The sequence below is a fragment of the Burkholderia sp. ABCPW 111 genome (genome assembly GCF_000773065.1).
GTDB classification, from domain to species: Bacteria; Pseudomonadota; Gammaproteobacteria; order Burkholderiales; family Burkholderiaceae; genus Burkholderia; species Burkholderia savannae.
The window spans coordinates 1-25,199 of record NZ_JPWT01000052.1 but is presented as its reverse complement, the minus strand read 5'-3'; the positions used below and the strand labels follow the sequence as shown (position 1 = coordinate 25,199).

At 68.2% G+C, this 25,199-nt stretch carries 24 protein-coding genes and 2 pseudogenes; 9 read left to right on the top strand and 17 right to left on the bottom strand.

Going from position 1 to position 25,199, the window contains the following annotated elements; translation table 11 throughout:
* The 3 genes from X946_RS07390 (at position 1) to X946_RS07380 (ending at position 3,156) form a co-directional block, all read left to right on the top strand.
* Positions 1–1,740, top strand: a complete 1,740-nt coding sequence (locus X946_RS07390; RefSeq protein ID WP_038745365.1) for an NADH-quinone oxidoreductase subunit C — start codon at positions 1–3, stop codon at positions 1,738–1,740.
* Entirely contained in the window at positions 1,740–2,264 is a 525-nt protein-coding gene (locus X946_RS07385; RefSeq protein WP_038745362.1) for an NADH-quinone oxidoreductase subunit B family protein, read from the top strand. Before X946_RS07390 ends, X946_RS07385 begins: the two co-directional genes overlap by 1 nt.
* A gap of 475 nt (positions 2,265–2,739) precedes the next feature.
* Entirely contained in the window at positions 2,740–3,156 is a 417-nt protein-coding gene (locus X946_RS07380) for a hypothetical protein (protein WP_038745359.1), read from the top strand.
* Between the two features lie 463 nt (positions 3,157–3,619).
* On the opposite strand, the gene X946_RS07375 is transcribed toward X946_RS07380, so the two are convergent.
* Positions 3,620–4,579, bottom strand: coding sequence for a universal stress protein (locus X946_RS07375; protein WP_038745357.1), 960 nt, complete (start codon positions 4,577–4,579; stop codon positions 3,620–3,622).
* Between the two features lie 374 nt (positions 4,580–4,953).
* On the opposite strand from X946_RS07375, the gene X946_RS07370 reads away from it, so the two are divergent.
* Together X946_RS07370 and X946_RS07365 are read left to right on the top strand one after the other, a co-directional pair.
* Positions 4,954–5,211 (top strand): DUF2249 domain-containing protein, encoded by a 258-nt coding sequence (locus X946_RS07370; protein ID WP_038745355.1) that lies wholly within the window; start codon positions 4,954–4,956, stop codon positions 5,209–5,211.
* Positions 5,212–5,350: 139 nt separating this feature from the next.
* Positions 5,351–5,971: a hypothetical protein gene (locus X946_RS07365; protein WP_038745353.1), complete on the top strand. Its 621-nt coding sequence runs from the start codon at positions 5,351–5,353 to the stop codon at positions 5,969–5,971.
* A 170-nt stretch (positions 5,972–6,141) separates the two neighbouring features.
* On the opposite strand, the gene X946_RS07360 is transcribed toward X946_RS07365, so the two are convergent.
* Positions 6,142–7,029 (bottom strand): AEC family transporter, encoded by an 888-nt coding sequence (locus X946_RS07360; protein ID WP_038745351.1) that lies wholly within the window; start codon positions 7,027–7,029, stop codon positions 6,142–6,144.
* A 127-nt stretch (positions 7,030–7,156) separates the two neighbouring features.
* Entirely contained in the window at positions 7,157–7,990 is an 834-nt protein-coding gene (locus X946_RS07355; RefSeq protein WP_038745350.1) for a TauD/TfdA family dioxygenase, read from the bottom strand.
* A 262-nt stretch (positions 7,991–8,252) separates the two neighbouring features.
* Between X946_RS07355 and X946_RS35010 the strand changes: the two genes are divergently transcribed.
* The gene (locus tag X946_RS35010; protein ID WP_161788644.1) at positions 8,253–8,405 is read left to right on the top strand and encodes a hypothetical protein; all 153 of its coding nucleotides are present in this window, start codon (positions 8,253–8,255) and stop codon (positions 8,403–8,405) included.
* A 200-nt stretch (positions 8,406–8,605) separates the two neighbouring features.
* Here the strand turns inward: X946_RS35010 and X946_RS07350 are convergent, their stop codons facing one another.
* Both X946_RS07350 and X946_RS07345 read right to left on the bottom strand, forming a co-directional pair.
* On the bottom strand, positions 8,606–9,388 hold the full coding sequence (locus X946_RS07350) for a hydroxyethylthiazole kinase (RefSeq protein ID WP_038745495.1): 783 nt from the start codon (positions 9,386–9,388) through the stop codon (positions 8,606–8,608).
* Between the two features lie 260 nt (positions 9,389–9,648).
* On the bottom strand, positions 9,649–10,206 hold the full coding sequence (locus tag X946_RS07345; protein ID WP_038745348.1) for a PadR family transcriptional regulator: 558 nt from the start codon (positions 10,204–10,206) through the stop codon (positions 9,649–9,651).
* Between the two features lie 147 nt (positions 10,207–10,353).
* Between X946_RS07345 and X946_RS07340 the strand changes: the two genes are divergently transcribed.
* From X946_RS07340 to X946_RS07330, 3 genes are all read left to right on the top strand, one after another.
* On the top strand, positions 10,354–12,375 hold the full coding sequence (locus X946_RS07340) for an oxidoreductase (RefSeq protein WP_038745346.1): 2,022 nt from the start codon (positions 10,354–10,356) through the stop codon (positions 12,373–12,375).
* A 121-nt stretch (positions 12,376–12,496) separates the two neighbouring features.
* Positions 12,497–12,937, top strand: coding sequence for a nuclear transport factor 2 family protein (locus tag X946_RS07335; protein WP_038745345.1), 441 nt, complete (start codon positions 12,497–12,499; stop codon positions 12,935–12,937).
* 400 nt (positions 12,938–13,337) lie between these two features.
* Positions 13,338–14,123 (top strand): helix-turn-helix transcriptional regulator, encoded by a 786-nt coding sequence (locus X946_RS07330; protein ID WP_038745343.1) that lies wholly within the window; start codon positions 13,338–13,340, stop codon positions 14,121–14,123.
* Here X946_RS07330 and X946_RS07325 read toward each other — a convergent pair.
* The 12 genes and pseudogenes from X946_RS07325 to X946_RS07275 form a co-directional block, all read right to left on the bottom strand.
* Complete coding sequence (locus X946_RS07325; protein ID WP_038745341.1) at positions 14,120–15,529, bottom strand: DUF6687 family protein; 1,410 nt, start codon at positions 15,527–15,529, stop codon at positions 14,120–14,122. The two genes, X946_RS07330 and X946_RS07325, sit on opposite strands and share 4 nt — an antisense overlap.
* Before the next feature lie 18 nt (positions 15,530–15,547).
* On the bottom strand, positions 15,548–16,039 hold the full coding sequence (locus tag X946_RS07320) for a DUF2165 family protein (protein WP_038745339.1): 492 nt from the start codon (positions 16,037–16,039) through the stop codon (positions 15,548–15,550).
* An 81-nt stretch (positions 16,040–16,120) separates the two neighbouring features.
* Positions 16,121–17,524, bottom strand: coding sequence for an MFS transporter (locus tag X946_RS07315; RefSeq protein ID WP_038745337.1), 1,404 nt, complete (start codon positions 17,522–17,524; stop codon positions 16,121–16,123).
* Between the two features lie 34 nt (positions 17,525–17,558).
* Positions 17,559–18,422 carry a VOC family protein gene (locus X946_RS07310; RefSeq protein WP_038745335.1) on the bottom strand — a complete coding sequence of 288 codons (864 nt, stop codon included), beginning with the start codon at positions 18,420–18,422 and terminating at the stop codon, positions 17,559–17,561.
* 2 nt (positions 18,423–18,424) lie between these two features.
* Positions 18,425–19,477, bottom strand: a complete 1,053-nt coding sequence (locus tag X946_RS07305) for a methyltransferase (RefSeq protein ID WP_038745333.1) — start codon at positions 19,475–19,477, stop codon at positions 18,425–18,427.
* Between the two features lie 61 nt (positions 19,478–19,538).
* Complete coding sequence (gene ribD, locus X946_RS07300; protein WP_038745332.1) at positions 19,539–20,633, bottom strand: bifunctional diaminohydroxyphosphoribosylaminopyrimidine deaminase/5-amino-6-(5-phosphoribosylamino)uracil reductase RibD; 1,095 nt, start codon at positions 20,631–20,633, stop codon at positions 19,539–19,541.
* A gap of 106 nt (positions 20,634–20,739) precedes the next feature.
* Positions 20,740–21,723: a formylglycine-generating enzyme family protein gene (locus X946_RS07295; RefSeq protein ID WP_038745330.1), complete on the bottom strand. Its 984-nt coding sequence runs from the start codon at positions 21,721–21,723 to the stop codon at positions 20,740–20,742.
* Positions 21,724–21,738: 15 nt separating this feature from the next.
* Entirely contained in the window at positions 21,739–22,431 is a 693-nt protein-coding gene (locus X946_RS07290; RefSeq protein WP_038745328.1) for a 1,6-didemethyltoxoflavin N1-methyltransferase, read from the bottom strand.
* Entirely contained in the window at positions 22,428–24,125 is a 1,698-nt protein-coding gene (locus X946_RS07285) for a WD40 repeat domain-containing protein (protein ID WP_038745326.1), read from the bottom strand. The genes X946_RS07290 and X946_RS07285 overlap by 4 nt, the downstream gene beginning before the upstream one ends.
* Positions 24,122–24,766 (bottom strand): GTP cyclohydrolase II, encoded by a 645-nt coding sequence (locus X946_RS07280; RefSeq protein ID WP_052145026.1) that lies wholly within the window; start codon positions 24,764–24,766, stop codon positions 24,122–24,124. The genes X946_RS07285 and X946_RS07280 overlap by 4 nt, the downstream gene beginning before the upstream one ends.
* An 18-nt stretch (positions 24,767–24,784) precedes the next feature.
* Positions 24,785–24,987: pseudogene (locus X946_RS36090) on the bottom strand (hypothetical protein); the annotation flags it as partial.
* 31 nt (positions 24,988–25,018) lie between these two features.
* Positions 25,019–25,199, bottom strand: a pseudogene (locus tag X946_RS07275) (multidrug transporter); the annotation flags it as partial.

Here is a 25,199-nt window from a genome sequence, read left to right as displayed (position 1 = left end):
ATGCGGATCGAATCCTTGCAACTCCCCAGCCGGACGCGCCTCGCGAGCGAGATGGGGCTGCCGCACGTGGCGTTCGCGTCGGTCGACGCCGACGCGTGGACGCGCGCCGCCGAGACGATCCGCGAGGCCGGCGGGCGGCTCGTCGCGCTTTGGGGCGGCGAGCCCGCCGCCGGGCGCTTCGAGGTGTGCGCCGCGTACGAGCTCGACGACGGCCTGTTGTGGCTGCGGCTGCCGGTCGAGCCGGCGGCGAATGAAGAGAATGAACCGAACGAAGCGGTCGAATCGGTCCAAGCGGGCAATGCCGGCAAGGCGGACGAAGCCGGCGGGACGGGCGATGGAAGCGACATGGGCGACATAGACGACATGGGCGACTACCCGGACCTGTCGACGATCTTCGCCGGCGCGACGCGGATGCAGCGCGCGGTCCGCGACCTCGTCGGCCTGCGCGCGCGCGGCGCGACCGACGTGCGGCCGTGGCTCGCTCACGGCGCATGGCCGCGCGGCTACCATCCGCTGCGCAAGCGCGTGACGGGCCGCGAACGCTTCGAGATCGCGACGGCCGACTATCCGTTCGTGCCGGTCGCGGGCGACGGCGTGCACGAGATCGCGGTCGGGCCGATTCATGCGGGCGTGATCGAGCCGGGGCATTTCCGCTTCTCGGTCGTCGGCGAGAAGATACTGCGGCTCGAGGAACGGCTCGGCTACGCGCATCGCGGCGTCGAGCGGCTCCTCGAGCGCGCGGGCGCGTTCGAGGGCAGCCGGCTCGCCGCGCGCATCGCAGGCGATTCGACGGTCGCGTTCACATGGGCGTACTGCATGGCGCTCGAGCAGGCGCTGACGGTTCGCGTGCCGGCCCGCGCGCTGCGGCTGCGCGGGCTGCTGCTCGAGCGCGAGCGCGTCGCCAATCATCTCGGCGACCTCGGCGCGCTCGGCAACGACGCGGGTTTCGCGGTCGGCCTCGCGCAATTCTCGTGGCTCAAGGAGGACTGGCTGCGCCTGAACGACCGGATCTTCGGGCATCGCCATCTGATGGATCGCGTCGTGCCGGGCGGCGTCGGGCGCGACGTCTCGGCGGACGACGCGGCGGCGATCGTCGCGCAATGCGACCGGATCGAGGCCGAGGTGCGTGCGATGCAGACGATCTATGACGACCAGTCCGGCTTGCAGGACCGTTTCGCGGGAACCGGGCGGCTCGCCGCGCAGACGGCCGCGCATTTCGGCGTGTGCGGATTGGCCGCGCGCGCGAGCGGGCAGGCGCGCGACGTGCGCGTCGACCATCGGCTCGCGCCGTACGACGCGGTGCCCGTCGAAGCGCACGGCGACCCACGCGGCGACGTCGCCGCGCGGGTCGCCGTGCGCTTTGCCGAGACGTACGAATCGGTGCGCGCGATTCGCGCGCTGCTCGACGATCTGCCGGGTGGCGCGATCGCGGCCGAGATCGAGCTCGCCGCGATCGCGCCGGGCAACCCGGAGGAGGCGACGGAGGCGGGAAGGGCGGAGGCGGCGGCAGGCGCCGCCCACGATGCGCGGCGCGGCGTCGGCTGGATAGAAGGCTGGCGCGGCCCGGTGCTCGTCGCGCTCGTGCTCGACGCGCGCGGCGCCGTCGCGCGTTGCCATTGCCACGATCCGTCGTGGCAGAACTGGCCCGCGCTCGAGCATGCGATCATCGGCAACATCGTTGCCGACTTCCCGTTGATCAACAAGTCGTTCAACCTGAACTACGCGGGGCACGACCTGTAATGTGGCAGCTCATCAAACAGATCGCGCGCACCGGCCGGCCGGACGAGCCCGCGCCGGCGGGCGAGGACGCGTGGCAGCGGGACGCGCGGCGTATCCGGCAGGAGATTCTCGACATCCTCGGGCGCGCGCTGAGCATCCGCGCGATCGACGCCGGCTCGTGCAACGGCTGCGAGCTCGAACTGCACGCGCTCGGCAATCCGTACTACAACATCGAAGGGTTGGGGATCAAGTTCGTCGCAAGCCCGCGGCATGCGGACATGCTGCTGATCACCGGGCCGCTCACGCTCAACATGCGCGACGCGGTGCGCCTCGCGTACGAGGCGACGCCCGCGCCGAAGCTCGTCGTGGCGGCGGGCGACTGCGCGTGCACGGGCGGCGTGTTCGCCGACAGCTACGCGGTGTGCGGGCCCGTCGAGAAGCTCGTGCCGGTCGACCTGACGATTCCGGGCTGCCCGCCGCGGCCGATCGACTTGCTGCGCGGGATTCGCGGCGCGCTTGAGCGAGCGCGCCCGGGCGGGCGTTGATTCCCCGACTTCCTCGACGCACCCGGGCGCTCCGGGCGCTCCGGGCGAGACAAGGCCGCGTGCGGGTTCGGATTCGAATCGATTCCGGCACGCCGGCGGCCGGTGCGCCGCGCGACATCGCGCGCCGGGCTTCGACACGGCGATTCCTCTTCGCATCGACATACGTTCAAACCGTTCGATCGGCGTTCGGCGAAGGCCGGCGGGGCTGCGCGCCCGATCCGCGAACGTATCCATTCCGTCTGTAGGGGAATTCCTACGGCTGTTGCGCATAATCCTACGCTGCTCTCGTCTTTTGCTGATTTCCAATCAGGCACTTTTTATCGCACCCTTCACGGATCGAAAAATACAAAAATTGCCGCGCCTGCTTGAAGCTGTACTTGATCCGGTCTCTCGCCAGTTTCCCGAAAGACGCGAACACTCACCGCGACGGCCGGGTTCGGCCGAGCGAGCAACGCAATAGAAAGGCACGAAGTCGATGGGATTACTGCGGAGTTTTCGAGCCTGGTGCAAGCTGCGGCGCCTGCCGCCGATCAAGATCGAGACGAAAGCGGCCGAAGCGGAGAACGAGGCCGCGACGCACGCGAAATGGGCGGTCGTCATCCGCAATGCGGACGGCGCGCGCGTCGGCGAAGCGATATACGGCCTTTCGCAATTGACCGACCGGCTGTACGTGCACAGCCTCGAGATCGCGCCGTCGGAGCGCCGGCGCGGCTACGCGCTCGCGTTCCTGATGATGCTGAATCGCTATTACAAGGTGCCGATCGTGCCGATGTCCGAGATGCCGGGCGGCAGCCCGTTCTGGGTTACCGTGAGCAAGCTGCGGCCCGGCGGCCTCGCCGTGCAGTTCGAGCAAAGGAGCGACGCTGCGGACAAGCCGCCGCCGCGTGCGTAGCGGCGTCCGGAAACTGAGCGAAAGGAGCGGGCGGCGTTCGGCCGCCTTTTTTTTGTGCGACCGATTCGTCGATGCTCAATGCCGTGTCGTATCCGCGCCCGGAAGGGGATGCGCGCTGGGCGGCGACGGGGCGCGTTGATTGCCGGCGCGGCGACGGGCGTCGTATTGTCGTATTGTCGTATTGTCGTTTCGGAGCGGACGCGGGCGACACGAAGATGGCGCGGCCGTCACGAAGCGATCGCATTGACGAAGCGAATCGCTTCGCGGCAATCGGCGCTTGCACCTGTCGCTAGCCGGGTGCCGCAGCGCGACGCCGCTGGAGGCGGCATCGAAAGCGCAATCAAAGCGGCATTGAAAGCGCGTGTCGCCGCTCGCCATGCCGCGCCGGAATCGGCGGCGCGCCGACCCGCGCTGGCCGCAAAGCGCACGGCAGCCGGTGCGCGCAGCCGGCCGTCGACGCGCCTCAGGCAGCCGGCGCGTGCACGAGCAACAGTGGAATCTGCGTGAGCCGCGCGACGCGCAGCGCGACGCTGCCGAGCAGCCAGCGCGACACGCCGCGCCTGCCGTGCGTGCCCATCACGAGCAGATCGGCGGGCCAGCGGTCGGCCTCGCGGACGATCGTGTGCGCGACGTCGTCGCTCGTCCGGTCGGTGCTGACGACCGCGATGCTCGACTGACCCGGCGCTTCGTCGAGCAACTGGCGCGCGACGGCCAGCGCCTTCTCGCTTTCCTCGACGAACGCGTCCTCGAGCACGTGGATCGGCACGAAATCGGTGAGCCGCACCGCGCGGTCGATCACGTAGATCGCGCGCAGATGCGTGTCGGGCGTCGCGAATTGCGCGCCGTAGCGCAATGCGTGCGCGGCGATCGGGCTGCCGTCGGTCGCGAACATGATGCGCTTCGGCGCATGCACGGCCGATTCGACGCCGGAGGGCACGAAAAGAATCGCGCAATCCGTCCTCGCGAGCAGCGGCTCGGATACGCTGCCGTCTACCCAACGAAGCAACCCCTGATACTGATGCGAGCCGACGACGAGCAGATCGGCATTCCAGTCGCGTGTTTCGTCGAGCAGCGCGTCGACGACGTCGCCGCCTTTCTTCGCGAGGTCGACGATCGCGGTTTCGAGCGCGACGTCGGTGCGACCGAATGTGGTCGTCGCGTCGCCGAGCACGTTCGACGCATCGTTGACGAGCTCGGTGTGCGCCGCCGCAAACTCGGACGGTGCGAACGTATGCGGCAGCGTATACGCGCGCGGCGTGTCCACGACGCTGACGAAGCGTACGGCCGCGCCCGCGGGCACCACGCGCTTCAGGTAGTCGACCGCGCGCTGCGACGCCTTCGACGCGTCGATCGCGACGAGAATGCGCCCAGGCAGCGACAGCGGAGCGGGATTCGAGGTATCGGTGGCCATCGTCGACTCCATCAAAGTATTGGGCGCGCCAACTATCGGGTCATTGTGCGGCACCGGTCCCGCCATTCGTTGAGCGAAATCAATCTTTTCGAGCGCGGCGAGGCGGCGCGCGGGCGGCGGGGCCGTGCCGCGTAATCGCCGCGCATGCCGCTGCGGCGCGGCGTTTCGCCGGTAACGCGATGCCGAACCGGCCGGCTTCACACGTTTTGCTCGAATCGAAGCGCCGTTGTGCGCGCAGGGGCGCGCACATAGAATAGTTGCTCGCACAATGCATCTATTCGAATCGAACGCATCGCCGTCGAGCGGCGCGCATCGGTTGTCTTGCAATGCACCGTGCGCGCCGCCGCTTTCTCCATCCGAGCGTCATCCGATAAGGACTTCCAATCATGTCGCAGCCGCATCTCCATCTTTCCCCGACCGCGATCTATCCGTTCGACGCGCGCGGCGTCGCGAAGCGATTCCGCCATGCGGCGATCTTCGGCGCGATCGACGCGCTTCAGTCCGGCGAAACCATGCGCTTCGTCAACGATCACGATCCACTCCCGCTCCTCGAACAGATTCGGCAGCATTATGGCGAGCGGGTCGGCATCGAGTATCGGCAGCGTGAGCCCGGCGCGATCGTGATCGATTTCATCGTTCAATGACCTATGCCGGCGGTCGCGCGGGCAGTGCGCCGGCCGTCGCGACATCCCCGCTCGCCGGCTGCGACGCACCGCGTTCGGCGCGTCGCGCGCGACAGCCGGCGAGCGGCCCGCAACAAGCGATAAGCTGATCCAGACCGTCATGCATTCATCCGACCGATTTCCCGATTTCTTCGACGCCGCGCCGCGCATCGCGTTGCGCGATCCGCTCGCCGCGTTCCTCGGTGCCGCGCACGACGGCGGCGCGATCGAGTACCGCTACGCGGACGTCGTGAAGCTGGCAGGGCATTCGTGTCCGACCGTCGCGTCCGCGTACCTGATGACGCGCGCGGCGCTCGGCGCGCTCTACGGCGGCGTGCCCGCCGAGCGCGGCGCGATTCGCGTCGCGTTGCGCGATTCGGCGACGGAAGGCGTGACGGGCGTGGTGGCGAACGTCGTCGGCCTGCTGACGGGGGCGACGTTCGATACCGGGTTCAAGGGCATCGGCGGCCGGTTCGACCGCCGCCGTCTGTTGACGTTCGGCGAACCGATGCCGGGGCAGCTTCGCTTGACGCGCGTCGATACGAATGCGAGCGTCGGCGTGTCGGCGCGGCTCGATCGCGTGCCGGGCGATCCGCGAATCGCGAATCTGCTGCCGCGCTGTCTCGCGATGACGGCGCAGCCCGAGGACGTCGCGTTGTTCCGCGAGCTCTGGCAGGCGCGCGTGCGCCGGCTGCTGCTCGAACATGCGGACGACGCCGACGTGATCGTGCTCCACCGTTGACGCGCGATGGCGGTTGCGGCGCGGCGCATCCGACGCGCGCTGCGGAACCGGCGTCGCGCTTGCATGTCGGCGTCCGGCGGACGGCGCTCGCTTGCGGCGTCGGCGAACGGATGCCGCGAGCAAGCGGCAGGCCGAAAGCGGCAAATCAAACGTCGCTCGACGAACGCCGCCTAACCGACGACCAGCTTCGTCGAAGCGAGCATCAGCGGCAGCCCGGCGAGCGCAAGCCCGGTCGACACGAGGATCATGCCGGCGATGTCCTCGGTCGGGCCGTCGTACTGCTGCGCGATCAGATGGCTCAGCACCGCGACGGGCATCGTGCAATGAACGACGAATGCGCCCGCGGCGACGCTCGGCAGCCCGAGCAGCAACGCGAGCGCGAGCTCGACGCCGAGCCCGCCCGCGACCCGCACGACCGCGAGCACCGCCACGCGGCGCAGGCCCGCGAGCCGGATGTTCGCGAGCGATGCGCCGAGCATCAGCAGCATCAGCGGCGGCGCCATGTTGCCGAGCTGCTTCACGCTCGCCGCGAGCGGCGCGGGCAGATGCAGGCCGTTCAGCGTCATGAAGAGCGCCGCGACGACTGCCCAGATCGTCGGACTGACGGCGATCGATTTCCACGAAGCCTGACCGGACAGCAACCAGACGCCGATCGTGAAATGGCCGATCTGCACGAGCGCGGAGAACGCGACCGCATACAGCAGGCCTTGCTCGCCGAAGGCGAAGAGCGCGACCGGCAGGCCGAGATTCGACGTGTTGGGCAGCATCAGCGACGGCAGGTATTGCCGCATCGGCAGCCTCAGCACGCGCAGGAAGAGCGCGCCGAGCGCCGCGAAGCACACGAGGGCGACGGCGCCCGCCGCGAACGTGTGGACGAGCACGCGCGCGGTCAGGTTCGGCCGGTCGAGCGACGACAGCAGCAGGCACGGAATGCCGATGTTCGATACGAGCGCGCTCAGGCACGCCGCGTTCATCGGAAGCTTGAGCCTGACCCACAGCAGGCCGATCAGCGAGCACGCGAAGATCGGAAAGACGACCAGCGAAAAATCGTTTTGCATTCGGACGATCCCGAAGAGACGGCGGCATGTGCCGACGATGCGGCACGCCGCGCGCCGGCCGTTGCATGATGCATTCTCGGCGGCCGGCGCGCAGCGTTCGAAACGCGAAGCGGGCGAGCGTCGGTGGTCAATCGTCGCCGAAGCCGAACACGAGCTGACGCTCGAGCGCGCCGTGACCGTCGAAATTCAGCCGCCGCATGTTGCGCCGCTGATCGGGCGGATAGCCGGTTCTTCCGTGGGTGACCGCGGTGTTGTCGCCGATCAGGATCTGCCCGGGCTCGAGCGGAAACAGCAGCACGTTGTCCGGATCGGTCAGGAAGCGCGCGAGGCTGTCGTACATGTCGGCGGCGGCGGCCGCGGGCGTCGCCGTGGCCGCGCCGTCGTTCATCCTGAACTTGATCGACCAGCCGTCGTCCTCCGCCTTGAACACGGGCGCCGTGCTCTTTTGCGTCGTGCGCTCGATCGTCGGCGCGTCGGCGCGGGCGAGCGGCGCGGCGTCGCCGTAGCGATCGACGATGTGACGGTACGCGGCCTTCGCGCTCGACAGCGTCGACAGGCCGCCCTGGTGCGACGGCCTCACGCATTGCAGCGTGATGATCCGCTCGGGCGCGTCCGAAAATGCCCCGTCGGTATGCGGCAGATGCGCTTCGTGCGACGAGTCGATATGGCCGTCGACCGGTTTGAACGCGTTGATCGGCACGACGCCGTCGCCGTCCGCGCGCTTGTGCGGCGCGGCGTTGCCGAGCAGTGGCTTGAGCGCGAGCAGATTGTCCCTTTCCGACGATTCGCAGTCGAGGATCACGAAACCATAGCGATTGAAGGTCCCGACCATGTCGGAGATCCCGTCGCCGGTCATCGTGCCGGGAGAGTGGATCGGCAGCGTCACTCCGGCAAGCGGCAGCGTGCTGTCGAACGGTTGGCGTAGCGCTTGCGCGCAAAGGCTGGAAGTCTGAGTCAACATGATCGGCCCTCGGAACGTGGATTTCACACGGTTGACGCCCAAGTATTTCGGTATGCTTATCAATGGGCCCTGTCTCCTCCTATGTCTGTCTTTCTACTTTCCATCTTTTATATTACAGATCATTAACCGCGTTGCGATTTTGTTTACAAATAGACAGGTCTTTCTAATTTGGCGTCGGAAATCCGCGCGTAGAAATGATGTGGCGTGAATTTGCAGATGGAGTGCGGACAGATTTTGATTCCGCTCAGACGTTAATGTGCCGATGCCGATCGAAATTGCCTCGGTCGCGTTCGCTCTGTTCGAGCGCCCGGCGCGCCGCGAAAGCATTGGCGCAATGTCGGAATATGCAACCGCGGTCGAAATTAGAAAATTCGTGCGCGAGCGCCCGCATCCATCATTCGCAATTGAAAAATAAGAATATTCGAGCGTTTAAAAAAGGAAAAATCAATGACGCGGGTTCGGCGATCGCGCCGAACGGGATCGATAACGGCTGCACATGGATGGCGGATCGATTCGCCGGCGCCCATTCCGGAAACGACGAAAACGATTTCGGCGAAGGCGCGCAAATCGGGCGCCTCTGCTCGTGCGCATCGCTTGAAACGAGGTGTCGGACGGTTATTCGGCCGGATCGAGCAGCGACAATTCGTCGACGAACCGCACGGCGAACGATGCGGTGCCGCGCGCATCCGCCGCGCGCTCCGCGGCGATCGCATAGATCGCGTGCGCCGCGCCCGCCGCGGCGAGCGGCGCACCGCGCTGCGCGAGAAGCGCCGCGATCAGCGCACCGAGCGCGCACCCGGCCCCCGTCACGCGCGTCAAGCGCGCGTCGCCGCCCGCAACGGCGAGCGTGTCGACGCCATCCGTCACGTAGTCGGTCGGCCCGCTCACCGCGACGATCGCGCCGCTGCGCCGCGCGAGATCGCCGATGAACGCGAGCGCGCTTTCGGAGCTCGCGGTCGTGTCGACGCCCTTGCCGGCCGAAGCGCCACCCGCGAGCGCGATCAGCTCGCTCGCATTGCCGCGGATCACGGTCGGCTTGAACGCGAGCAGGCCGCGAACGATCGCGTCGTAATCAGGCGCCCCCGCGCCGACCGCGACGGGGTCCAGCACCCAGCGCGTGCCGGCCTCGGCGGCGGCGCGCGCGGCCGTGCGCAGCGCGTCGGCGCCGCTGCTCATCAGCGCGGCCGTGTTGATCCACAGCGCGCCGGCGCCGGCGGCGAAGCGCGCGGACCAGTCGGCCGCCGCGCCGATCGCGGGCGCGGCCCCGACGGCGAGCAACACGTTCGCGCTCAAGTTCGCGGCGACGTAGTTCGTGAGTCCGTACACGAACGGCGCCGCGTGCTTGACGGCGGCCAGTTCGTGGCGCACGGATGGCGTGTTCCAGGAGATCGATTCCATGTCGTGGTTCCTTGTCGCGTTCGCGCTCATGCGCACGCGTGAATGCAGGTGGGAGCGTGTTGGCCGATCGGGCGCGATCGGGCACTGAAGCAAGCCCGTCCCATCGGCCATCGCGAGAAGGCGCGGCTCGCGCACTGTAGCCGCTGTGGCGCGCGCATGCGCCGATCGGCGTCAAGTGTTTGCAGAGCGACTCGCCGTGACTCGATGCGGCGGCCGGCGCAGTCGGTCGCGCGGGGCGCGGCCGGCGCGCGCCCGCGGCCTCACGCGCCGCGCCGCTTCGATTTCTCTGCGGGCATCGACAGAATGTTGAGCGCCTGTTGCATCAGCTCGATGCTCTGACTCTCCTGCATGATGCCCGCGTGCAGCACGAGATGCTGCAGGCGACGATCCTTCGTGTTCATGTCGTGCGCGAAATCGCGCGCCTCGATCTCGCGATAGAGCGCGAGCTTTTGTCGATGCAGATCGAGCCGCCGCTTGATTTCGTCGCCGAGCCCCGTCGGCCCGACGACCGCTTCCGCGCGCAGCCGGATCATCAGCTCGTCGCGCAGCGGCTTCGGATCGTCGTGTTGCGCGATCCAGCGTTTGAGCTCCTTGCGGCCCGCGGGCAGTATCCGGTACGCGCGTTTGCGCCCGCGAGCCTGCTCGACGGGCGTGGATTCGACCCAGCCTTCGCCCTCGAGCCGCGCGAGCTCGCGGTAGATCTGCTGATGCGTCGCGTGCCAGAAGTAGCCGATCGAGCGGTCGAAGCGGCGCGTCAGCTCGGAGCCTGAGCCCGGGCGTTCGGCGAGGGAGGTGAGCAGCGCGTGAGGCAGGGACATTGACGAGCGGGCGAGTGGTCGAAACCCTTGCATCTTGCCATACCGCGCAGCGTCCGCCCGTTTAGAGCGCTCACTTTATGCAACGCGTTGCAATTGAAAGGCGATGTCGATATATTTATGCAACCCGTTGCAAAAAAAGAGCGACCGATGACTTACTATCCCCACCTGACGGCTCCACTGGAGCTCGGTTTCACGTCGTTGAAGAATCGCGTATTGATGGGCTCGATGCACGTCGGGCTCGAGGAAGCGCCCAACGGCTTCGAGCGGATGGCCGCGTTCTACGCGGAGCGCGCGCGCGGCGAGGCGGGGCTCATCGTCACGGGCGGGATCGCGCCGAACGAGCGAGGCCGGATGATGCCGGGCGGCTCGATGCTCACGACGGAGGAAGAGGCCGAGCGCCACCGGATCGTCACGCGCGCGGTGCACGACGCGCACGGCAAGATCGCGATGCAGATCCTGCACTTCGGCCGTTATGCGTATCACCCGTCGCTCGTCGCGCCGAGCGCGCTGAAGGCGCCGATCAACGCGTTCACGCCGCATTCGCTGTCGGCGAGCGAGGTCGACGCGACGATCGACGATTTCGTGCGCTGCTCGGCGCTCGCGCAGTACGCGGGCTACGACGGCGTCGAGATCATGGGCTCCGAAGGCTATCTGATCAACGAATTCATCGCGGCGCGCACGAACCATCGTGACGACGAATGGGGCGGCCCATACGAAAATCGCATCCGCTTTCCGGTCGAGATCGTGCGGCGCGTGCGCGAGCGGGTCGGCGCGAATTTCATCATCATCTACCGGCTGTCGATGCTCGACCTCGTCGAAGGCGGCTCGACGCTCGACGAAGTGATCCGGCTCGCGCAGGCGGTCGAGGCGGCCGGCGCGACAATCCTGAACACCGGCATCGGCTGGCACGAGGCGCGCATCCCGACGATCGCGACGAAGGTGCCGCGCGCCGCGTATGCGTGGGTGACGAAGCGGCTCGTCGGCAAGGTCGGCATTCCGCTTGTCGCGACGAACCGGATCAACACGCCGGAAATCGCCGAGCAACTGCTCGCCGAAGGCTATTGCGACATGGTGTCGATGGCGCGGCCGTTCCTCGCCGATTCGCAATTCGTGCGCAAGGCGCGCGAGGGCCGCGCCGATGAGATCAACACCTGCATCGGCTGCAACCAGGCATGCCTCGACCACATCTTCAGCGGCAAGATCACGTCGTGCCTCGTCAACCCGCGCGCGTGCCACGAGACCGAGCTCGTGATCACGCCCGCCGCGCAGCGCAAGCGGATCGCGGTGGTCGGCGCGGGGCCCGCGGGCCTGAGCTTCGCGGTCACGGCCGCCGAGCGCGGGCACGAGGTCGAGCTGTTCGAGGCGTCGCCGGAGATCGGCGGGCAGTTCAACGTCGCGAAGAAGGTGCCCGGCAAGGAGGAGTTCCATGAGACGCTGCGCTATTTCCGCCGGCAGATCGAGCTGCACGGGCTCACGCTGCATCTGAACACGCGCGCCGACGTCGCGCGGCTCGCGGGCGGCGGCTTCGACGAAATCGTGCTCGCCACGGGCGTCGTGCCCCGCGTGCCCGACATCGACGGCGTCGATCGCGCCAACGTGCTCGGCTATCTCGACGTGCTGCGCGACGGCAAGCCGGTCGGCGCGAACGTCGCCGTGATCGGCGCGGGCGGAATCGGCTTCGACGTCAGCGAATATCTGACGCAGACGGGCGAAAGCGCGAGCGTCGCGCCGCCGAAGTTCTACGCGGAATGGGGCATCGACGTCGGCTACGAGCAGCGCGGCGGCGTGCGGATGCCGCACGTCGACGCCGCCGCGCGCAACGTGCATCTGCTGCAGCGCAAGGCGTCGAAGGTCGGCGACGGGCTCGGCAAGACGACGGGCTGGATTCACCGGACGTCGCTGAAGTCGCGGCGCGTTGCGATGTCGTCGAGCGTGTCTTACGAGCGGATCGACGACGCAGGGCTGCACGTGACGATCGACGGCGAGCCGCAGACGCTCGCGGTGGACAGCGTCGTCGTCTGCGCGGGCCAGGAGCCGCAGCGCGAGCTGTACGACGGCCTGCGCGCGGCGGGCTGCTCGGTGCATCTGATCGGCGGCGCGCACGTCGCCGCCGAGCTCGACGCGAAACGCGCGATCCTGCAGGGCACGAGGCTCGCGGCATCGATCTGATGCGGGCGGCTCGCCGCGCCGCACGTGCCGATGCGCGTGCGGCGCGGCATCACGGCAGATCACGGCACGTCACGTCGCACGACAGTGCGACATCAACCATTGACTGACAAGGAGACGCGACATGACTTCGATTCCCGCCGGCGTGCACCCGGCCGTGCTGCCGTCACTCGAGCGCTGGCATGCGATGGTCGCCGCGCACGACATGACCCGGCTGGCCGATATCGCCGATCCGAATGCGGTGTTCCGCTCGCCGATCGCGCATTCGGCCTACGCGGGCGCGCCCGCGCTGGTGCTCGCGATCGGCACGGTCATCAACGTATTCGAGGATTTCGTCTATCACCGGCAGCTCGCGACCGACGATGGCCTGAGCGTCGTGCTCGAATTCAGCGCGCGAGTGGGCGACAAGCAGTTGAAGGGCGTCGATCTGATCCGCTTCGACGAAGCGGGCAAGATCGTCGAGTTCGAGGTGATGGTGCGGCCGGCAAGCGGCTTGCAGGCGCTCGGCGCCGAAATGGGCGCGCGAATCGGCTCTCGCCTGCCCGAGTTTAAATCGAATGTGTGAACGATAAGCGAATAAAAATAGAAATAGAGATTTTCGCTTTATAAAACACTAATAGCGCCTTCAGGCTAAATATTACGATTGCATTGCTTTAAACTTCGAAACGGGTCGCGCGGGCGTTGTGCCGCGCACGTGTGACCGCCTCTTCTCGTCGATGATCCGCGAACGAATTCGCGGATCGTTTTATTTCGAATACGCGACAGTCGTGTTTCAAGACATGGCGGAACACCGATCTTCCGATCGGATTCGCGCGTGCGCGCGTCGGCGCGCACGCGCGACGCCGTTGCGCATGCCGACATGCAGTGATCGATCAAGCAGTGGAGGAGACTGTTTCGTCCGCTCGCGCATTGGCGCGCGCGGCGAACTCGCAGGTGCGACGGAAAAAATACCAATTGGAGGCCTGATGACTTGTTTCGTTGACCAACTGAAGTTGATTTTCGATCATTATCCCGGTCTTTGGGGCTGCCAGGACAGCCAGTCGCGATTCATTCACGTCAACGATTCGTTCGCGCGAGTCGTCGGCGTGCACAATCCGCGCGAGCTCGAGAACAAATCCGCATTCGATCTGCCGTGCGGATCGTCGAATTGTGCGGACCAATTCCAGGCGCAGGACCGCGAGGTCCGCGAAACCGGCCGGGCGATCAAGGTGCTCGACATCCACCCGTATGCGTCGGACGTCTGGATGGCGTTTGTGTTCACGAAAATTCCGCTTGTCGACAGCAACAAGGAAATCGTCGGCACGATCTTCCATGCGGCGGAGGTGTCGCAGCTCGACATGGTCACGCTCGGCCGCGTGATCGGCGATTCGTACACGGGCAAGCGGGTCGGCGATCCGTTCGAGCAAGGCACCTACCGGATCGATTCGCCGAGGGACGCGCTCGCGCTGACCGAGCGCGAACGGCAGGTGCTGTTTTTTCTCGCGCGCAACAAGACGGCGAAGGATGTCGCGAACATCCTCGGCTTGTCGGCCCGGACGATCGAGCAATACGTGGAAAACCTGCGCTGCAAGTTCTCCGCGTCGAGCAAGAACGAGCTGATCGATCTGGCGTCGGGCGCCGGCTATTGCAACCGGATTCCGCAATCGTTGCTGCGCAATCAGCTATCGGTGGTGCTCGAGCGCGCCGCGCCGCAAGGGCCGGCCAGTGCGCTGGCGGCTGCCGGGCAATCCGCCGTCGTCGCGATGCTCTAGCCGAGCGCGCCGCTCGCGACGCGAGCGAGCGGCGCGTCGTCGTGCGGCTCGGCGGCGGGCGTCGGCTCCCACGCGGCGGGCGCGACCGCGAGCAGCCGCTTCAGTTCGAGCACGATCGCGTCCGCCGGAATGCCGCTCGGTCGAATGCCGTCATGGCCGAGCCTCGGCATGATGTGCTGCACGCCGTCGTACTGCCAGCGGCACGCGTGCGGCTCGACCGCCTGCAGCGCGCGCGCGAAGATCGACAGATCGCGCCGCGGCCGCGGCGCCGCCGACACGCGTTCGACCCACCCCTCGTAGCGTTGATGCACGACGACGTCGCCGTGCGCGACGAGCGCGAGCGTCGACAGCGGCGTCCGGTTGTGGAAGCCGATCGGCGATAGGCCGAAATAGCGCTGCGACGCGCATCCGCGCAGCGCGTTTGCGGCGGGCAGGCGAAACACCGCGAGGTCGAGTTCCGGATGCTGCTCGAGCGCCGCGTCCGGATGATCGAGCAGCGCCTCGGTCGACGCGTGGTGCCGGTCGGCGTCGAGCCAGAGCTCGCCGGGTATCGATGGCGCGTCGAGCAGATCGCGCAGCACCGGCAGCAGCGCGCGGAAGACCCGCGCGATGCGCGTGCTTTCGTCGCGCGGCGCGCCGATGTCGCGCGCCGCGCGCGCGACGACGGCATTCAGCGCGAACGCGAGCCGCCGCGCGGTGTCCGAGCGGCCGCGCGCGAAGTCGCCGAAGCGGGCGACGTCGACGAGCAGCGCCTGATGGCGCAGCGCATGATCCGGCGCGATCAGCCCGTACACCGACGCGAGCCCGTCGAGATCGAAGTGATCGGTCGTCACGTGGCGCACGTCGATCTCGTCGAGCCTCTCGGGCACGAAGCGCAGCACGCTCTCGGTCGACAGGTTCGCCTTGTATCGCGCGGGCGTGCGGTTCGCCGGCCAGTGCGACAGCGTGAGCCGCGTCGCCGCGTTATGGGTCGCATCCGCCGAGATGTTCGGCACGTCGCGCGCGTGCTCGAACGGCAGGAACGAAAGCCGGTCGCCGGGCGTGAGCGTGACGGCCTCCGGCTGCGACGCGGGCGCGGCGTCAACTTCGCGCGCGAGCGCGGCCGCGATGCGCGCGGCATCGGCATCGGCATCGGTTTCGGCATCGCGCAGCGCCAGCTCGCCGTGACCGCCGAAGTCGTAATGGAGCGTGCCGAGATTGCGTCGGCGCAGGTCGAACGGGTTGCCGTCGCGCGTGACGGCGCCGCCGCCGGCGATCACGTTTTGCAGATCGATGAACTGGTTTTCGCGGATCGCCACGACGCGGCCCGCGAGCAGCCGCAACTCGACGCCGTCGAGCCGGGCCGCGACGTCGTCGTCGAACCGCACGACGTGATCGCCGTCGTGGAGGGAAAGATGGGTCGTCATCGCAGTGATCCTGTCAAGTCAAGTTGTCGTACCGAGGTGGAACAGCAGATAGGCGGCGATCGACCAGACGACGAGCGCGATGTGGGTCAATTGCAGGCCTTCCTGCCGTATCCAGTAGCCGTACCACAGCCCGCCGAGCAGCAGCGCGAGCGCGCAAGCGGCGAAGCCTGTCGCGCCGGCGTCGAGCCACGGCAGCGCGGGTGCATGCGGCGCGGGCGTCGCCAGGCACTGCCAGAGGCCGCCCCACATCGCGATCGCGGTGAACGCCTGCAGCAGCACGATGATCGCGAGCGCCGCGCGGTGCAGGCCGCGAGACGTCGTCGCGCGGCGCAGCAGCGGCGTGTCGACGGGCGGGTCCTGCTTCAGCAGCGCCATGCTCATCGTGCGGCCGACGGTGTTGGTCGTCGTCGCGAACGTCTGCACGTTGTTGATCGTGACGATCGTCGCCCATCCGGCGATCGCGAACGCGTGCAGGCTCTTGAATGAATCGATCTCGGTCAGCAGGCTCATCGTGCGTCGTGCTTGTCGTGTTGCGGGGATCGGCAGGGCGACGCGCGCCGCGCGCCGCGATGGCGGCGGCGCGCGCGGCGGTCATCGGGCGCGCACGCGCCGCGCGACGAGCGCGGCGAGCACGGGCGCCGCCGCGAATACCGAGAAGAGCCACGCGGCCGCCTGCTGTGCGCCCGCGAGGCCGCCCGGCTCGGAGAAGCCGGCGAGGTTCGCGACGAGGCCGGCGAGCGCGGAGCCGATCGCGGTTGCATAGAGCTGGACGGTGGTGATCGACGTCGAAGCGAGATCTTCCTGGCCAGCCGGCGCGCTCTGCAGCACCTGCGTGAGCAGATGCGGCCAGCCGACGCCGATGCCGACGCCTACCGCCGCGAGCGCCGCGCACAGCACCGCGAGGCCGGGCCCGGCGCTCAGCAGGTGCGACGGCGGCACGACGATCGCGAGCGCGACGAGCGCGAGCACGACGAGAAGCGGCCCGCCGCGCACGAGCGCCTGCGCGGTGCGCGCACTGCGCCCCGAGCTGAACAGCGAGCCGGCCGTCCAGCCGGCCGCCATCAGCGCGGTCAGATAGCCGGCGAGCAGCGGCGGGTAGCCGTGAATGATCTGCAGGAAATACGGAACGAAGATCTCGGTGGTCATCCCGATCACGAGCAGGCTCATGCACGCGTAGATCGCGCCGAGCGGCGCGCGCACGTCGTACGCGCCCGTCGGCAGCAGCCGGATCGTCGCGCCGCGCTCGAAGCGCGCGATCAGGATGGTGATCGCGATGCCGGCCGCGACGCCCGCGACGTTCGCGACGATCTCCCTCGACAGGCTCGCGACCGACACGACGAGCACCGACACCGCGAGCAGCAGGATCTTGCCGATCGCGGGCCGCGCGGCCTGCGCGCCCGACGCCTCGCGCGCGGGCAGCTGGACGATCACGATCAGCGCGAGCACGACGGCGACGGGCACGAGCGCGACGAACGCGAGCCGCCACGTGCCCGACTGCGCGAAGATCCCGCCGATCGCGGGCCCGCACAGCGTCGCGACGCCCCACATGCCGGACACCATCGCCATCGCGCGCGACCACAGCCGCTCGTCGAACACGATGCGAATCAGCGCGTAGCTGAGCGCGAACAGGATGCCGCCGCCGAAACCCTGCGCGGCGCGGCCGACGAGCATCCACGGCATGCCGTTCGCGCCCGCGCACGCGAGCGTGCCCGCGCAGAACACGACGAGCGCGACGAGATACGCGGCGCGCGGGCCGAAACGGCTCAGCACGTTCGCGGACAGCGGCGCGCCGATGATCGAGGCAGCCATGAACAGCGTGGTGTTCCATGCGTAGTACTCGAGCCCGCCGATGTCGCGCACGACCGAAGGCAGGATCGTCGTCGCGATGTAGATGTTGATCGCGTGCAGCGCGACGCCGCCTGCGAGCGCGATCGAGCGCAAGCCGTTGCGGCCGGACAGCAGCTCTCCCCACGAAGGGGCGGTGATGGAACTCATGGACTACCTCGTCGATTGCTGGGTTGGATGGGCGTCAGGATGGCGACAGATGCTGCGAGATCAGGTGCGGATTGCTCTCGAGCATTTCGATCTCCGGAGAATAGACTTCGATTTCGAGCCCGTCGGGGTCCTGGAAGTAGAAGGCGGTGCGCACGCGGTCCGGGCCGGCGTGATAGCCGGGCGCCGGGCCGTTGCCCTTGACGATCCTGATGCCGCCGTCCGCCTCGACGAGCGCGGCGATCGTCTTCACGCCGTCCGGGTCCGAACGCACGCCGAAGTGATAGCCGGGCGGGTAGGCGACGGCGTCCGCCTGCTCGATGAAGAAATCGAAGCCGTTCAGCTCCATTACAACCTTCTTCGGACCGAGGTTGTAGCAGTAAGAGGCTCCAAAGATTCGGCGGTAGAAATCGACCGATTTGTCCAGATCGCGCGCAAGGATGTTGATGTGGTTCACGCGCAGCTCGCGCGGCTGGCCCTGCTCGGGTTCGTCGCGCAGCCGGCGCCACATCTTGATGCACGCGGTGAACGTCGCGAAGCTCGCGAGCCAGTCGCGCGCGATGTCGGACGACGCGTCGGCCGCCGTCAGCTCGAGCGCGAGCGGATAGCAGAACGCGCTCGAATGGCCTTCGCGCCAGACCGCGGGCGCTTCGCCTTCCGTGCCGGCCGGATCGATGCGGATCTGCGCGGCGGCCGCCCAGCCGGCCGTGCCGGCGCGCTCGGCGCTCGCCTCGGCCGACGCCGAGCGGGACAGCACGAACACGCCGTCGGGCGCCGCGCCGTTCGTCTCGGGCGCGCGCAGCCGGTAGCCGGCCGCCGTGCATTGCGCGGACAGCGTGCGCGTGATCCGTTCCGCGTCGGCGGGATTGACGTCGAGATTGATCAGTTCGAAAACGAGCATGGTTAGACCTCGCTGGCGGGACGTTGACCGATGAGCAGCGTGTAGCGGCCGATCGAACGCTCGCTGACCGACAGGCCGTTGTCGCGCACGACGCCGGCGATCCACGGCGTCGGATGCAGTTCGCCGTGATTCGTGTTCACCATCATGTGCAGCGAGAAATCGGCGGAGAGCGCGGGCGTCACGCGATCGCCGTTCATCGTCATCGTGAGGATCAGGAGGGCGCCGCCCGGCTTCACGAGGCCGGCCGCGTGGCCGATCACGGCGCGCGCCTCCGGATCGTCGAAGTAGTGCAGGCAATCGTTCAGCATCACGACATCGGCCGCGCCGCCCTCGAAGTTGCGCGCGTCGAGCAGGTTCTTCTCGAAGAACTCGACGCGGCCGGCCAAGCCGTGCGCCTTGACCGTCTTCTGCGCGGCGTCGCGGGTCGTCGGCAGATCCCAGATCTGGCCCGTCAGCTCCGGGTGGCGGCGCAGCACTTGCGCGAGATACGTGCCGTGGCCGCCCGCGAGATCGATCACGGTGCGCGCGCTCGCGAACACGCCCAGGCCGCTCACCACGTCGACCATCGGTTGGCTCAGGCGCACCATCGCGTCGTTGAACGCGTCGCGCGCGCGCGTGTCGTGCGCGAAGCGGCTTTCCTGCTGGAACGCGAGCGGCTTCTCGCTGCGCAGGATCTCGCCCAGGCGCGGCCAGTTGTCCCATTGCAGATGCTGATGCTCGACGATCGGGCCGATGTAGTCGGCGCTCGTGGTCGTCAAGTAGCGCGCGGTCAGCTCGGTGTTGCGGAACGCGTCGCCTTCCTTGGCGAGCAGGCCAAGCGCGACGAGCGCGTGCAACAGGATCGCGGCCTTGCCCTCGACCATGCCGAAGCTCGCCGCGACTTCGGCGGGCGTGCGGCTCGTTTGCGTGAGATCGAACAGCTTTTCGGCGACGGCGTAATGCAGGATCGCCGATTGCCGGTATTGGTCGGACAGCTTCACCAAGTCGACCACCGAAGTCAGTGCCGCCTTGTCTTCGGTCGACTCGTAGATGGTCTCGACAGCAGATGCGTTCATTGAGGTCCTCGTTCGATGTGGTGCGGGGAAAAAACGGTGCGCGACGCTGGGCGCCGCGCGGCTATTGAAGTACGGCGCGCCCGGGCGGACGCGCGAGACGGCGCAGCAGGATGCGCTGGCCGCAGCCGATCGCGAGATGCTGAAACGGCCGCAGGCCCCAGCGGTGCGCGACGTCGTCGATCGACGCGACGAGCCGCGGCGCCGGTACGGGCGCGCCGCAGCGTGACGGGTGCACGTAGAGCAGTAGCTCGTCGGCGAGATCGCCTTCGAACAGCGCGTCGCACAGTGAGAGATCGGCATCGACGAACAGCTCGTTCGCGCCCTGGGCGGCAAGACGCGCGAGCGCGTCGGGCAGGGGCAGGTCCGCTTCGGCGTCGATGCCGGCCTCGATCGATGCGCCGGCTGACGGCGCGTGGGCCTGGCGAGCGCCTTCGCGATGCAGCGCGAGCGTCGGCACGCCTTCCGCCGTCGCGGGCGCCGCGTCGAGCGCCGCGCAGTCGCACGAGCGAACGAGGTAGCGCGGCGCGGCGCCGTTCCTCGCCGCAGCGTAGGCCGGGCCTTGCGGCGCGAGCACCACCGAGCTGCGCGCGCGCCAGTGCCGGATGTCGTCGCGGGACTCCGATTCCGTCACGTCGAGCACCGTTCGGTCGATTTCGTCGAGCGGCCCGTCGATCGACAGGATCAGCTTCGCGCGCGTCCATGGCCGGCCGCGCTCGATCCGGCTGAAGAAGCCGATGTTCAGCTCGCGCGCGTAACCTTCCATCAGCCCCTGTTCGACGACGATGCCCGCGTCGGCGAGGCGCGCGGCGCCGCGCCCGGCTACCTGCTCGAACGGATCGCGCGCCGCGATGACGACGCGCGCGACGCCCGCCGCGACGAGCGCGTTCGCGCACGGCGGCGTCCTGCCGTAATGCGCGCACGGCTCGAGCGTCACGTATGCGGTCGCGCCGCGCGCGCGCTCGCCGGCCTCGCGCAGCGCGTGCACTTCCGCGTGCGGCTCGCCCGCGCGCCGATGCCAGCCGGTGCCGAGCACCTCTTCGCCGCGCGCGATCACGCAGCCGACGCGCGGATTCGGATGCGTCGTGTAAAGACCCTGTTCGGCGAGCCGCAGCGCGCGGGTCATGTGCGCACGGTCGATGTCGGAAAACGTGCTCATCGTCGGCCGTCCGTCGAGGATGCGGCGCGCGCCATTCGTGCGGGGCGGCCGCGGGCGGGCGGCATCGATGCGCGGCGCGCGCGCCGATCGGCGATCCGCGCGGCGCTCATCGCGACTCCACGAGCCGGAAGCCCATTGCGTAGATGTCGCGCTGATAGCGGCCGTGACGGCGCGCGCAGCGCGCGAGATCGCCGAAGCGCGTGAAGCTGCCGCCGCGCGCGATCCGGTAGCTGCCTTGCGTGACGGCGAGGTCGTCGTCGATCGGCGCGCCGCCCGGATACGGGCGATAGTCGTCCGCGACATATTCCTCCACGTTGCCGGCGAGATCGTCGATGCCGAACACGCTGCGGCCGAGCGGGAAGATGCCGACGGGCGTCGTCGACAACGGTCCGGCCTCGACCGTGTTCGCCGCGCGCGGATCGAACGCGTCGCCCCACGGATACTCGACGCCCGCGCCGCCGGACGCCGCGTACTCCCATTCGGCCTCGGTCGGTAGCCGGAAGCGCCGCCCGGTCGCTTCGCTCAGCCAGTGCGCGTACGCATCGGCCGCCTCGGCGGGCACCGTCCAGACCGGATGGTTCGCGCGCTCGACCGGATAGACGCCGAACGTCCACGACGTCGGCAGCCACGGCGCGTCCGTCTCTTCGAGGAAGAGCCGGTATTCGAGGTTCGTGACCGGATAGCGCATCATCCGGAACGCGGCGAGCTCCGTCGTGTAGCGCGGGCACTCCTTCGCGATCCACTCCTCGATCACGCCGACGCGCTCCCATTCGGCGACGACCTGCGGCACCCGTTCGGGCTCGGTGCCGAGACGCGCCTGCGCGGCGGGCACGTCGCACATCGCCGGATCGAGCGGGCGGATTCGCGCGTCGCCCGCGAATCCGAGCAGCGTGCCCGCCGCGTAGCGCCGCTCGAACGGCGCGTCCGGGTCCTGCGCGATCGCGCTCCACTGCTCGGGCGCGGCGCGCAGCAGGTCGAGATGCGTCGAAAACACGGTCGCGCTCGTACGCGCGACGAACAGGTTCTCCGGCAGCGCCATCGCCGCGCGGTCGCTGAGATAGTTCGGGTTGTCGGCCAGCTTGAGCGTCATAGGCATCAACTCGCGTCAGTCGGTTCGGGTTTTGCGAACCGTCAGCACCAGGTAGTGCAGGCCGGCCTTCGGCCGCGGCACGCGGTGGCTGCTGACGGGCGTGAAATGCGCGGCGGCCAGCAGTTCGACGAGCTCGGGCTCGGTGAACTCGCGGTAGAGGCGCTGCGCCTGGTTTGCGTACAGCCGCCCCGGGCCGTCGGACTCGAACACCGAGATCGTGAAAAGCCCTTCGGGGCGCAGCAGCGCATGAACGCGCGCGAGGTACGCGCCGTACGCGTCAGGATGCTGATGGTGCAGGCAGCCGTTGTCGAGCGCGCCGTCGAAGAGCGCCGCGCCTTCGAATTCGGACACGGCGCGCGTCACGAAACGCACGCGCTCGCCCCAGCGCTGCGCGAGTTGCGCCCACTCCGGCGGCTCGACGAGATCGACCGCCGTCACCTGGTGCCCGTGCTCGAGAAAGTACGCGGTGTCCCGGCCGCGGCCCGCGCCCGCGTCGAGAATGTCCGCCGGGCGGCCGAGATGCTCGTGCAGGATCGCGCTCGCCGGGCGCATCGCGGCCTCGTCGGTCCAGACGTCGCGCCCGTCGTGGTAGCTCGACACGAAATCCGAGCGCAGCACCGCCGCGTACTCGCGCGGCGCGGCGAGCGGCCCGTCGACGGGCGCGATGGTGCGCTGCGCGTCGATGTAGTGCGGTTCGGCGGCGCTCATGCGCGCTCCAGCGGGATGCGATAGACGTTGCCGTCGTACGAGCTCGCGAGGAACGCGCGCGCGGCCGGGTCGTAGGAGAGCGACGACACGCCCGCGGTCGTCACGCGCACGTCGAGCGCCCAGCGCTTCTCGATCCGGTCGTAGACGGCGACGCGGCCGTTGTAGCTGCCCGTCGCGACGTGGCGGCCGTCGGCGCTCGCCGCGACGCACTTGATCGAGTGCGTGTGCGGCGTCGCGATCACGTCTGCGTGATGGTCGGGCGACCAGATCCGCAATTTCAGGTCCCGGCTCACCGACGCGAAGTAGCCGCCGCCGAGGCCCGCGCAGCCGTTCGCGATCTTGTCGTGCGCGCGCTTGAGCTCGAACACCGGCTCGAGCGTCGATGCGCTATACCAGGTCGCCGACGCATCGGCCGCGACCGAGAAAATCTGATCGCCCGAAACCGCGATGCCCTTGACCGCGTTCGCGTGCAGCGGCAGGTCGGCGGCGTGCGTCGCCTTCGTGCCGTCGATCCGCAGCACGATGCCTTCGCCCGTGTACGCGCCGATCACCGCGTGCGCGATGCCGTCGCGCTCGAACGACGCGCCGCAGTTCAGCGGCGAACGGTGCTGGTGCAGCTCGCGGCCGCTGCGCGCGTCGAATACCTTGCCGAGCTGGCCGCCCGTCAGGATCAGCTCGCCCGCCGGCGTGAGGAAATTGCACAGGCTGCCCGTGCGCGCATGCTCGCGCTGGTCGACACGCACGATGCCCGCATCGCCGATCGTCCACAGATGGCCGTCGACGGGCTCCACCGCGTTCACGCCGTGCGTCGGCGGCAGTTCGGCCGCGTCCCAGTGCTCGGTCTTCCAGTTGTAGCGGCGATAGCTCGAATGGAACGTCGAGAACACGATGTGCTCGTCGCCTTCGAACGAGCACGAGCGCGGCCACACCTCGGGCGGCAGCGCCGCGCCGCCGAGTGCTTCCGGCTGGCCGGACGCGCCGATCCTCCAGAGCCGCATCGTGCGGTCGTACGACAGCGACACGAGCAGGCCCCGGTCGCCGTCGAGCACGAGCCGCTTCACGCCCGCGTCGTGCGCGTCGATCGTCGCGCGCGCGCCGTCGACGCCGATCGAGATGATTTCGCCCTCGTCGTTGCCCGCGAAAATGCGGCCGTCGGCGGCGATCGCGATCGTGTCGGTTTCGATGCCGTCGAGATCGATGTCGGCGACGAGGCCGTTCTTCGCGAGCGACCAGCGCTTGATCGTGCCGTCGTCGCTCGACGACACGATCTCGTCGGTGCCGCGCATCCATTCGACGGAGATCACGTCGGCGGCGTGGCCGCCGAACGTGTTCAGCAGCTTGCCGCTGAAGTCGTAGACCCGCACGCGATGATCGCGCGACGCGGTCGCGACGAGCGGCTTGTCCGGATGGAACGCGCTCATCTCGACGTCGTCTTCCTGGTCGGCGAACACGGCGACGAGCCGCAGATCGGGCACGGTCCAAAGGCGCGCGCTGTAATCGGACGACGACGTGACGACGTACGCGCCGTCTGGCGAGAACGCGCCCTGGTTCGCGAGATGGTCGTGCATCGCGCGGGCGAGCGGACGCTGGGTCTTCGCGTCCCACAGGATGACCTGGTTGTCGTAACCGGCAGTCAGAACGTATTGGTCGCGGTGCGCGGCAATCCCGCTGATCGGTGCGCGGTGAGTGATCATTGCAGTTCCTGGCTGAGGTTGATGGCGTGACGGTGGTGATCGATCTTCGCGCGCAGGTAGCCCTGGTTCGTGTGGTTGACGAACACGCCCGTCTGCCGCACGCGCTTGATCTGGATGCCGTGCTTCTCGATCTGCGAAATCTTGTCCGGGTTGTTGGTGACGAGCGAGATCTCGCTGACGCCGAGCGCCTGAAGCATCTGCGCGGCGACGCGGAAATCGCGCAGGTCGTCGGGGAAGTTCAGCGCGCGGTTCGCGGCGAACGTGTCGAGCCCTTGCGAGATCTGCAGGCGGTATGCGTCGAGCTTGTTGTACAGCCCGATGCCGCGGCCTTCCTGACGCAGATAGAGCAGGATGCCGCCTTCGCGGCCGAACATCGCGACCGACTCGTCGAGCTGCTCGCCGCAATCGCAGCGCGCGGAGCCGAACACGTCGCCCGTCAGGCACTCGGAATGCACGCGCACGAGCGGCGCGTCGGTGAGCGGCCCGAAGACGAGCGCGAGATGCTCGGCGCTGTCGCAAAGGCCCTGGAACGTCACCATCTCGGCCTCGTACCGCTGCTGGTCGGTGCGCGGACGGATGGGTACGTTGACGCGCGTACGGACGGACGCGCTCAGCGTTGGGGGGATACGACGATCATTCATGCTGTGCCTCAAGGTTATTCAACATTGAGATACGCATCGCGAAGAACACGGAAGTCTTGTTGCTTTGTTGTTATGTCTGCTGGGTGAATCGATTTCCGTTTTGTTGCTGTCTCTCGGGTTCTAGGCGAGCTCTTGATTGGCTGCTGCGTCCGATTGTGCAAAAGCTTCGCCGATTGTGCATCCGTACCGATTACGGTATCGCCGGTCATTGTTCGATTCGTATCGCCGTCTCTTAATTGGTTGCGTGCTCAACTAATTTTTGGTGGACAAAATCGCTACCGCCATCGCCGCCGCGGGCGCCGCCGCATGTCCGTAGTCGACGGGCGCATCCGCTGGGCGCGGCGTGTCGCCCGCGCGCTCGATCCAGCCGCCGCCCAGCGCGCGGTACAGATCGACGAGGTTCGTCCAGCGCGCGAGCCGCGCGCTGATCAAC

What these genes read in the sequence shown, in the direction of transcription:
- X946_RS07390 (WP_038745365.1), top strand. Translation starts at nt 1, where the DNA reads ATGCGGATCGAATCCTTGCAACTCCCCAGCCGGACGCGCCTCGCGAGC.
- X946_RS07385 (WP_038745362.1), top strand. Translation starts at nt 1,740, where the DNA reads ATGTGGCAGCTCATCAAACAGATCGCGCGCACCGGCCGGCCGGACGAG.
- X946_RS07380 (WP_038745359.1), top strand. Translation starts at nt 2,740, where the DNA reads ATGGGATTACTGCGGAGTTTTCGAGCCTGGTGCAAGCTGCGGCGCCTG.
- X946_RS07375 (WP_038745357.1), bottom strand. Translation starts at nt 4,579, where the DNA reads ATGGAGTCGACGATGGCCACCGATACCTCGAATCCCGCTCCGCTGTCG.
- X946_RS07370 (WP_038745355.1), top strand. Translation starts at nt 4,954, where the DNA reads ATGTCGCAGCCGCATCTCCATCTTTCCCCGACCGCGATCTATCCGTTC.
- X946_RS07365 (WP_038745353.1), top strand. Translation starts at nt 5,351, where the DNA reads ATGCATTCATCCGACCGATTTCCCGATTTCTTCGACGCCGCGCCGCGC.
- X946_RS07360 (WP_038745351.1), bottom strand. Translation starts at nt 7,029, where the DNA reads ATGCAAAACGATTTTTCGCTGGTCGTCTTTCCGATCTTCGCGTGCTCG.
- X946_RS07355 (WP_038745350.1), bottom strand. Translation starts at nt 7,990, where the DNA reads ATGTTGACTCAGACTTCCAGCCTTTGCGCGCAAGCGCTACGCCAACCG.
- X946_RS35010 (WP_161788644.1), top strand. Translation starts at nt 8,253, where the DNA reads ATGCCGATCGAAATTGCCTCGGTCGCGTTCGCTCTGTTCGAGCGCCCG.
- X946_RS07350 (WP_038745495.1), bottom strand. Translation starts at nt 9,388, where the DNA reads ATGGAATCGATCTCCTGGAACACGCCATCCGTGCGCCACGAACTGGCC.
- X946_RS07345 (WP_038745348.1), bottom strand. Translation starts at nt 10,206, where the DNA reads ATGTCCCTGCCTCACGCGCTGCTCACCTCCCTCGCCGAACGCCCGGGC.
- X946_RS07340 (WP_038745346.1), top strand. Translation starts at nt 10,354, where the DNA reads ATGACTTACTATCCCCACCTGACGGCTCCACTGGAGCTCGGTTTCACG.
- X946_RS07335 (WP_038745345.1), top strand. Translation starts at nt 12,497, where the DNA reads ATGACTTCGATTCCCGCCGGCGTGCACCCGGCCGTGCTGCCGTCACTC.
- X946_RS07330 (WP_038745343.1), top strand. Translation starts at nt 13,338, where the DNA reads ATGACTTGTTTCGTTGACCAACTGAAGTTGATTTTCGATCATTATCCC.
- X946_RS07325 (WP_038745341.1), bottom strand. Translation starts at nt 15,529, where the DNA reads ATGACGACCCATCTTTCCCTCCACGACGGCGATCACGTCGTGCGGTTC.
- X946_RS07320 (WP_038745339.1), bottom strand. Translation starts at nt 16,039, where the DNA reads ATGAGCCTGCTGACCGAGATCGATTCATTCAAGAGCCTGCACGCGTTC.
- X946_RS07315 (WP_038745337.1), bottom strand. Translation starts at nt 17,524, where the DNA reads ATGAGTTCCATCACCGCCCCTTCGTGGGGAGAGCTGCTGTCCGGCCGC.
- X946_RS07310 (WP_038745335.1), bottom strand. Translation starts at nt 18,422, where the DNA reads ATGCTCGTTTTCGAACTGATCAATCTCGACGTCAATCCCGCCGACGCG.
- X946_RS07305 (WP_038745333.1), bottom strand. Translation starts at nt 19,477, where the DNA reads ATGAACGCATCTGCTGTCGAGACCATCTACGAGTCGACCGAAGACAAG.
- ribD (WP_038745332.1), bottom strand. Translation starts at nt 20,633, where the DNA reads ATGAGCACGTTTTCCGACATCGACCGTGCGCACATGACCCGCGCGCTG.
- X946_RS07295 (WP_038745330.1), bottom strand. Translation starts at nt 21,723, where the DNA reads ATGACGCTCAAGCTGGCCGACAACCCGAACTATCTCAGCGACCGCGCG.
- X946_RS07290 (WP_038745328.1), bottom strand. Translation starts at nt 22,431, where the DNA reads ATGAGCGCCGCCGAACCGCACTACATCGACGCGCAGCGCACCATCGCG.
- X946_RS07285 (WP_038745326.1), bottom strand. Translation starts at nt 24,125, where the DNA reads ATGATCACTCACCGCGCACCGATCAGCGGGATTGCCGCGCACCGCGAC.
- X946_RS07280 (WP_052145026.1), bottom strand. Translation starts at nt 24,766, where the DNA reads ATGAATGATCGTCGTATCCCCCCAACGCTGAGCGCGTCCGTCCGTACG.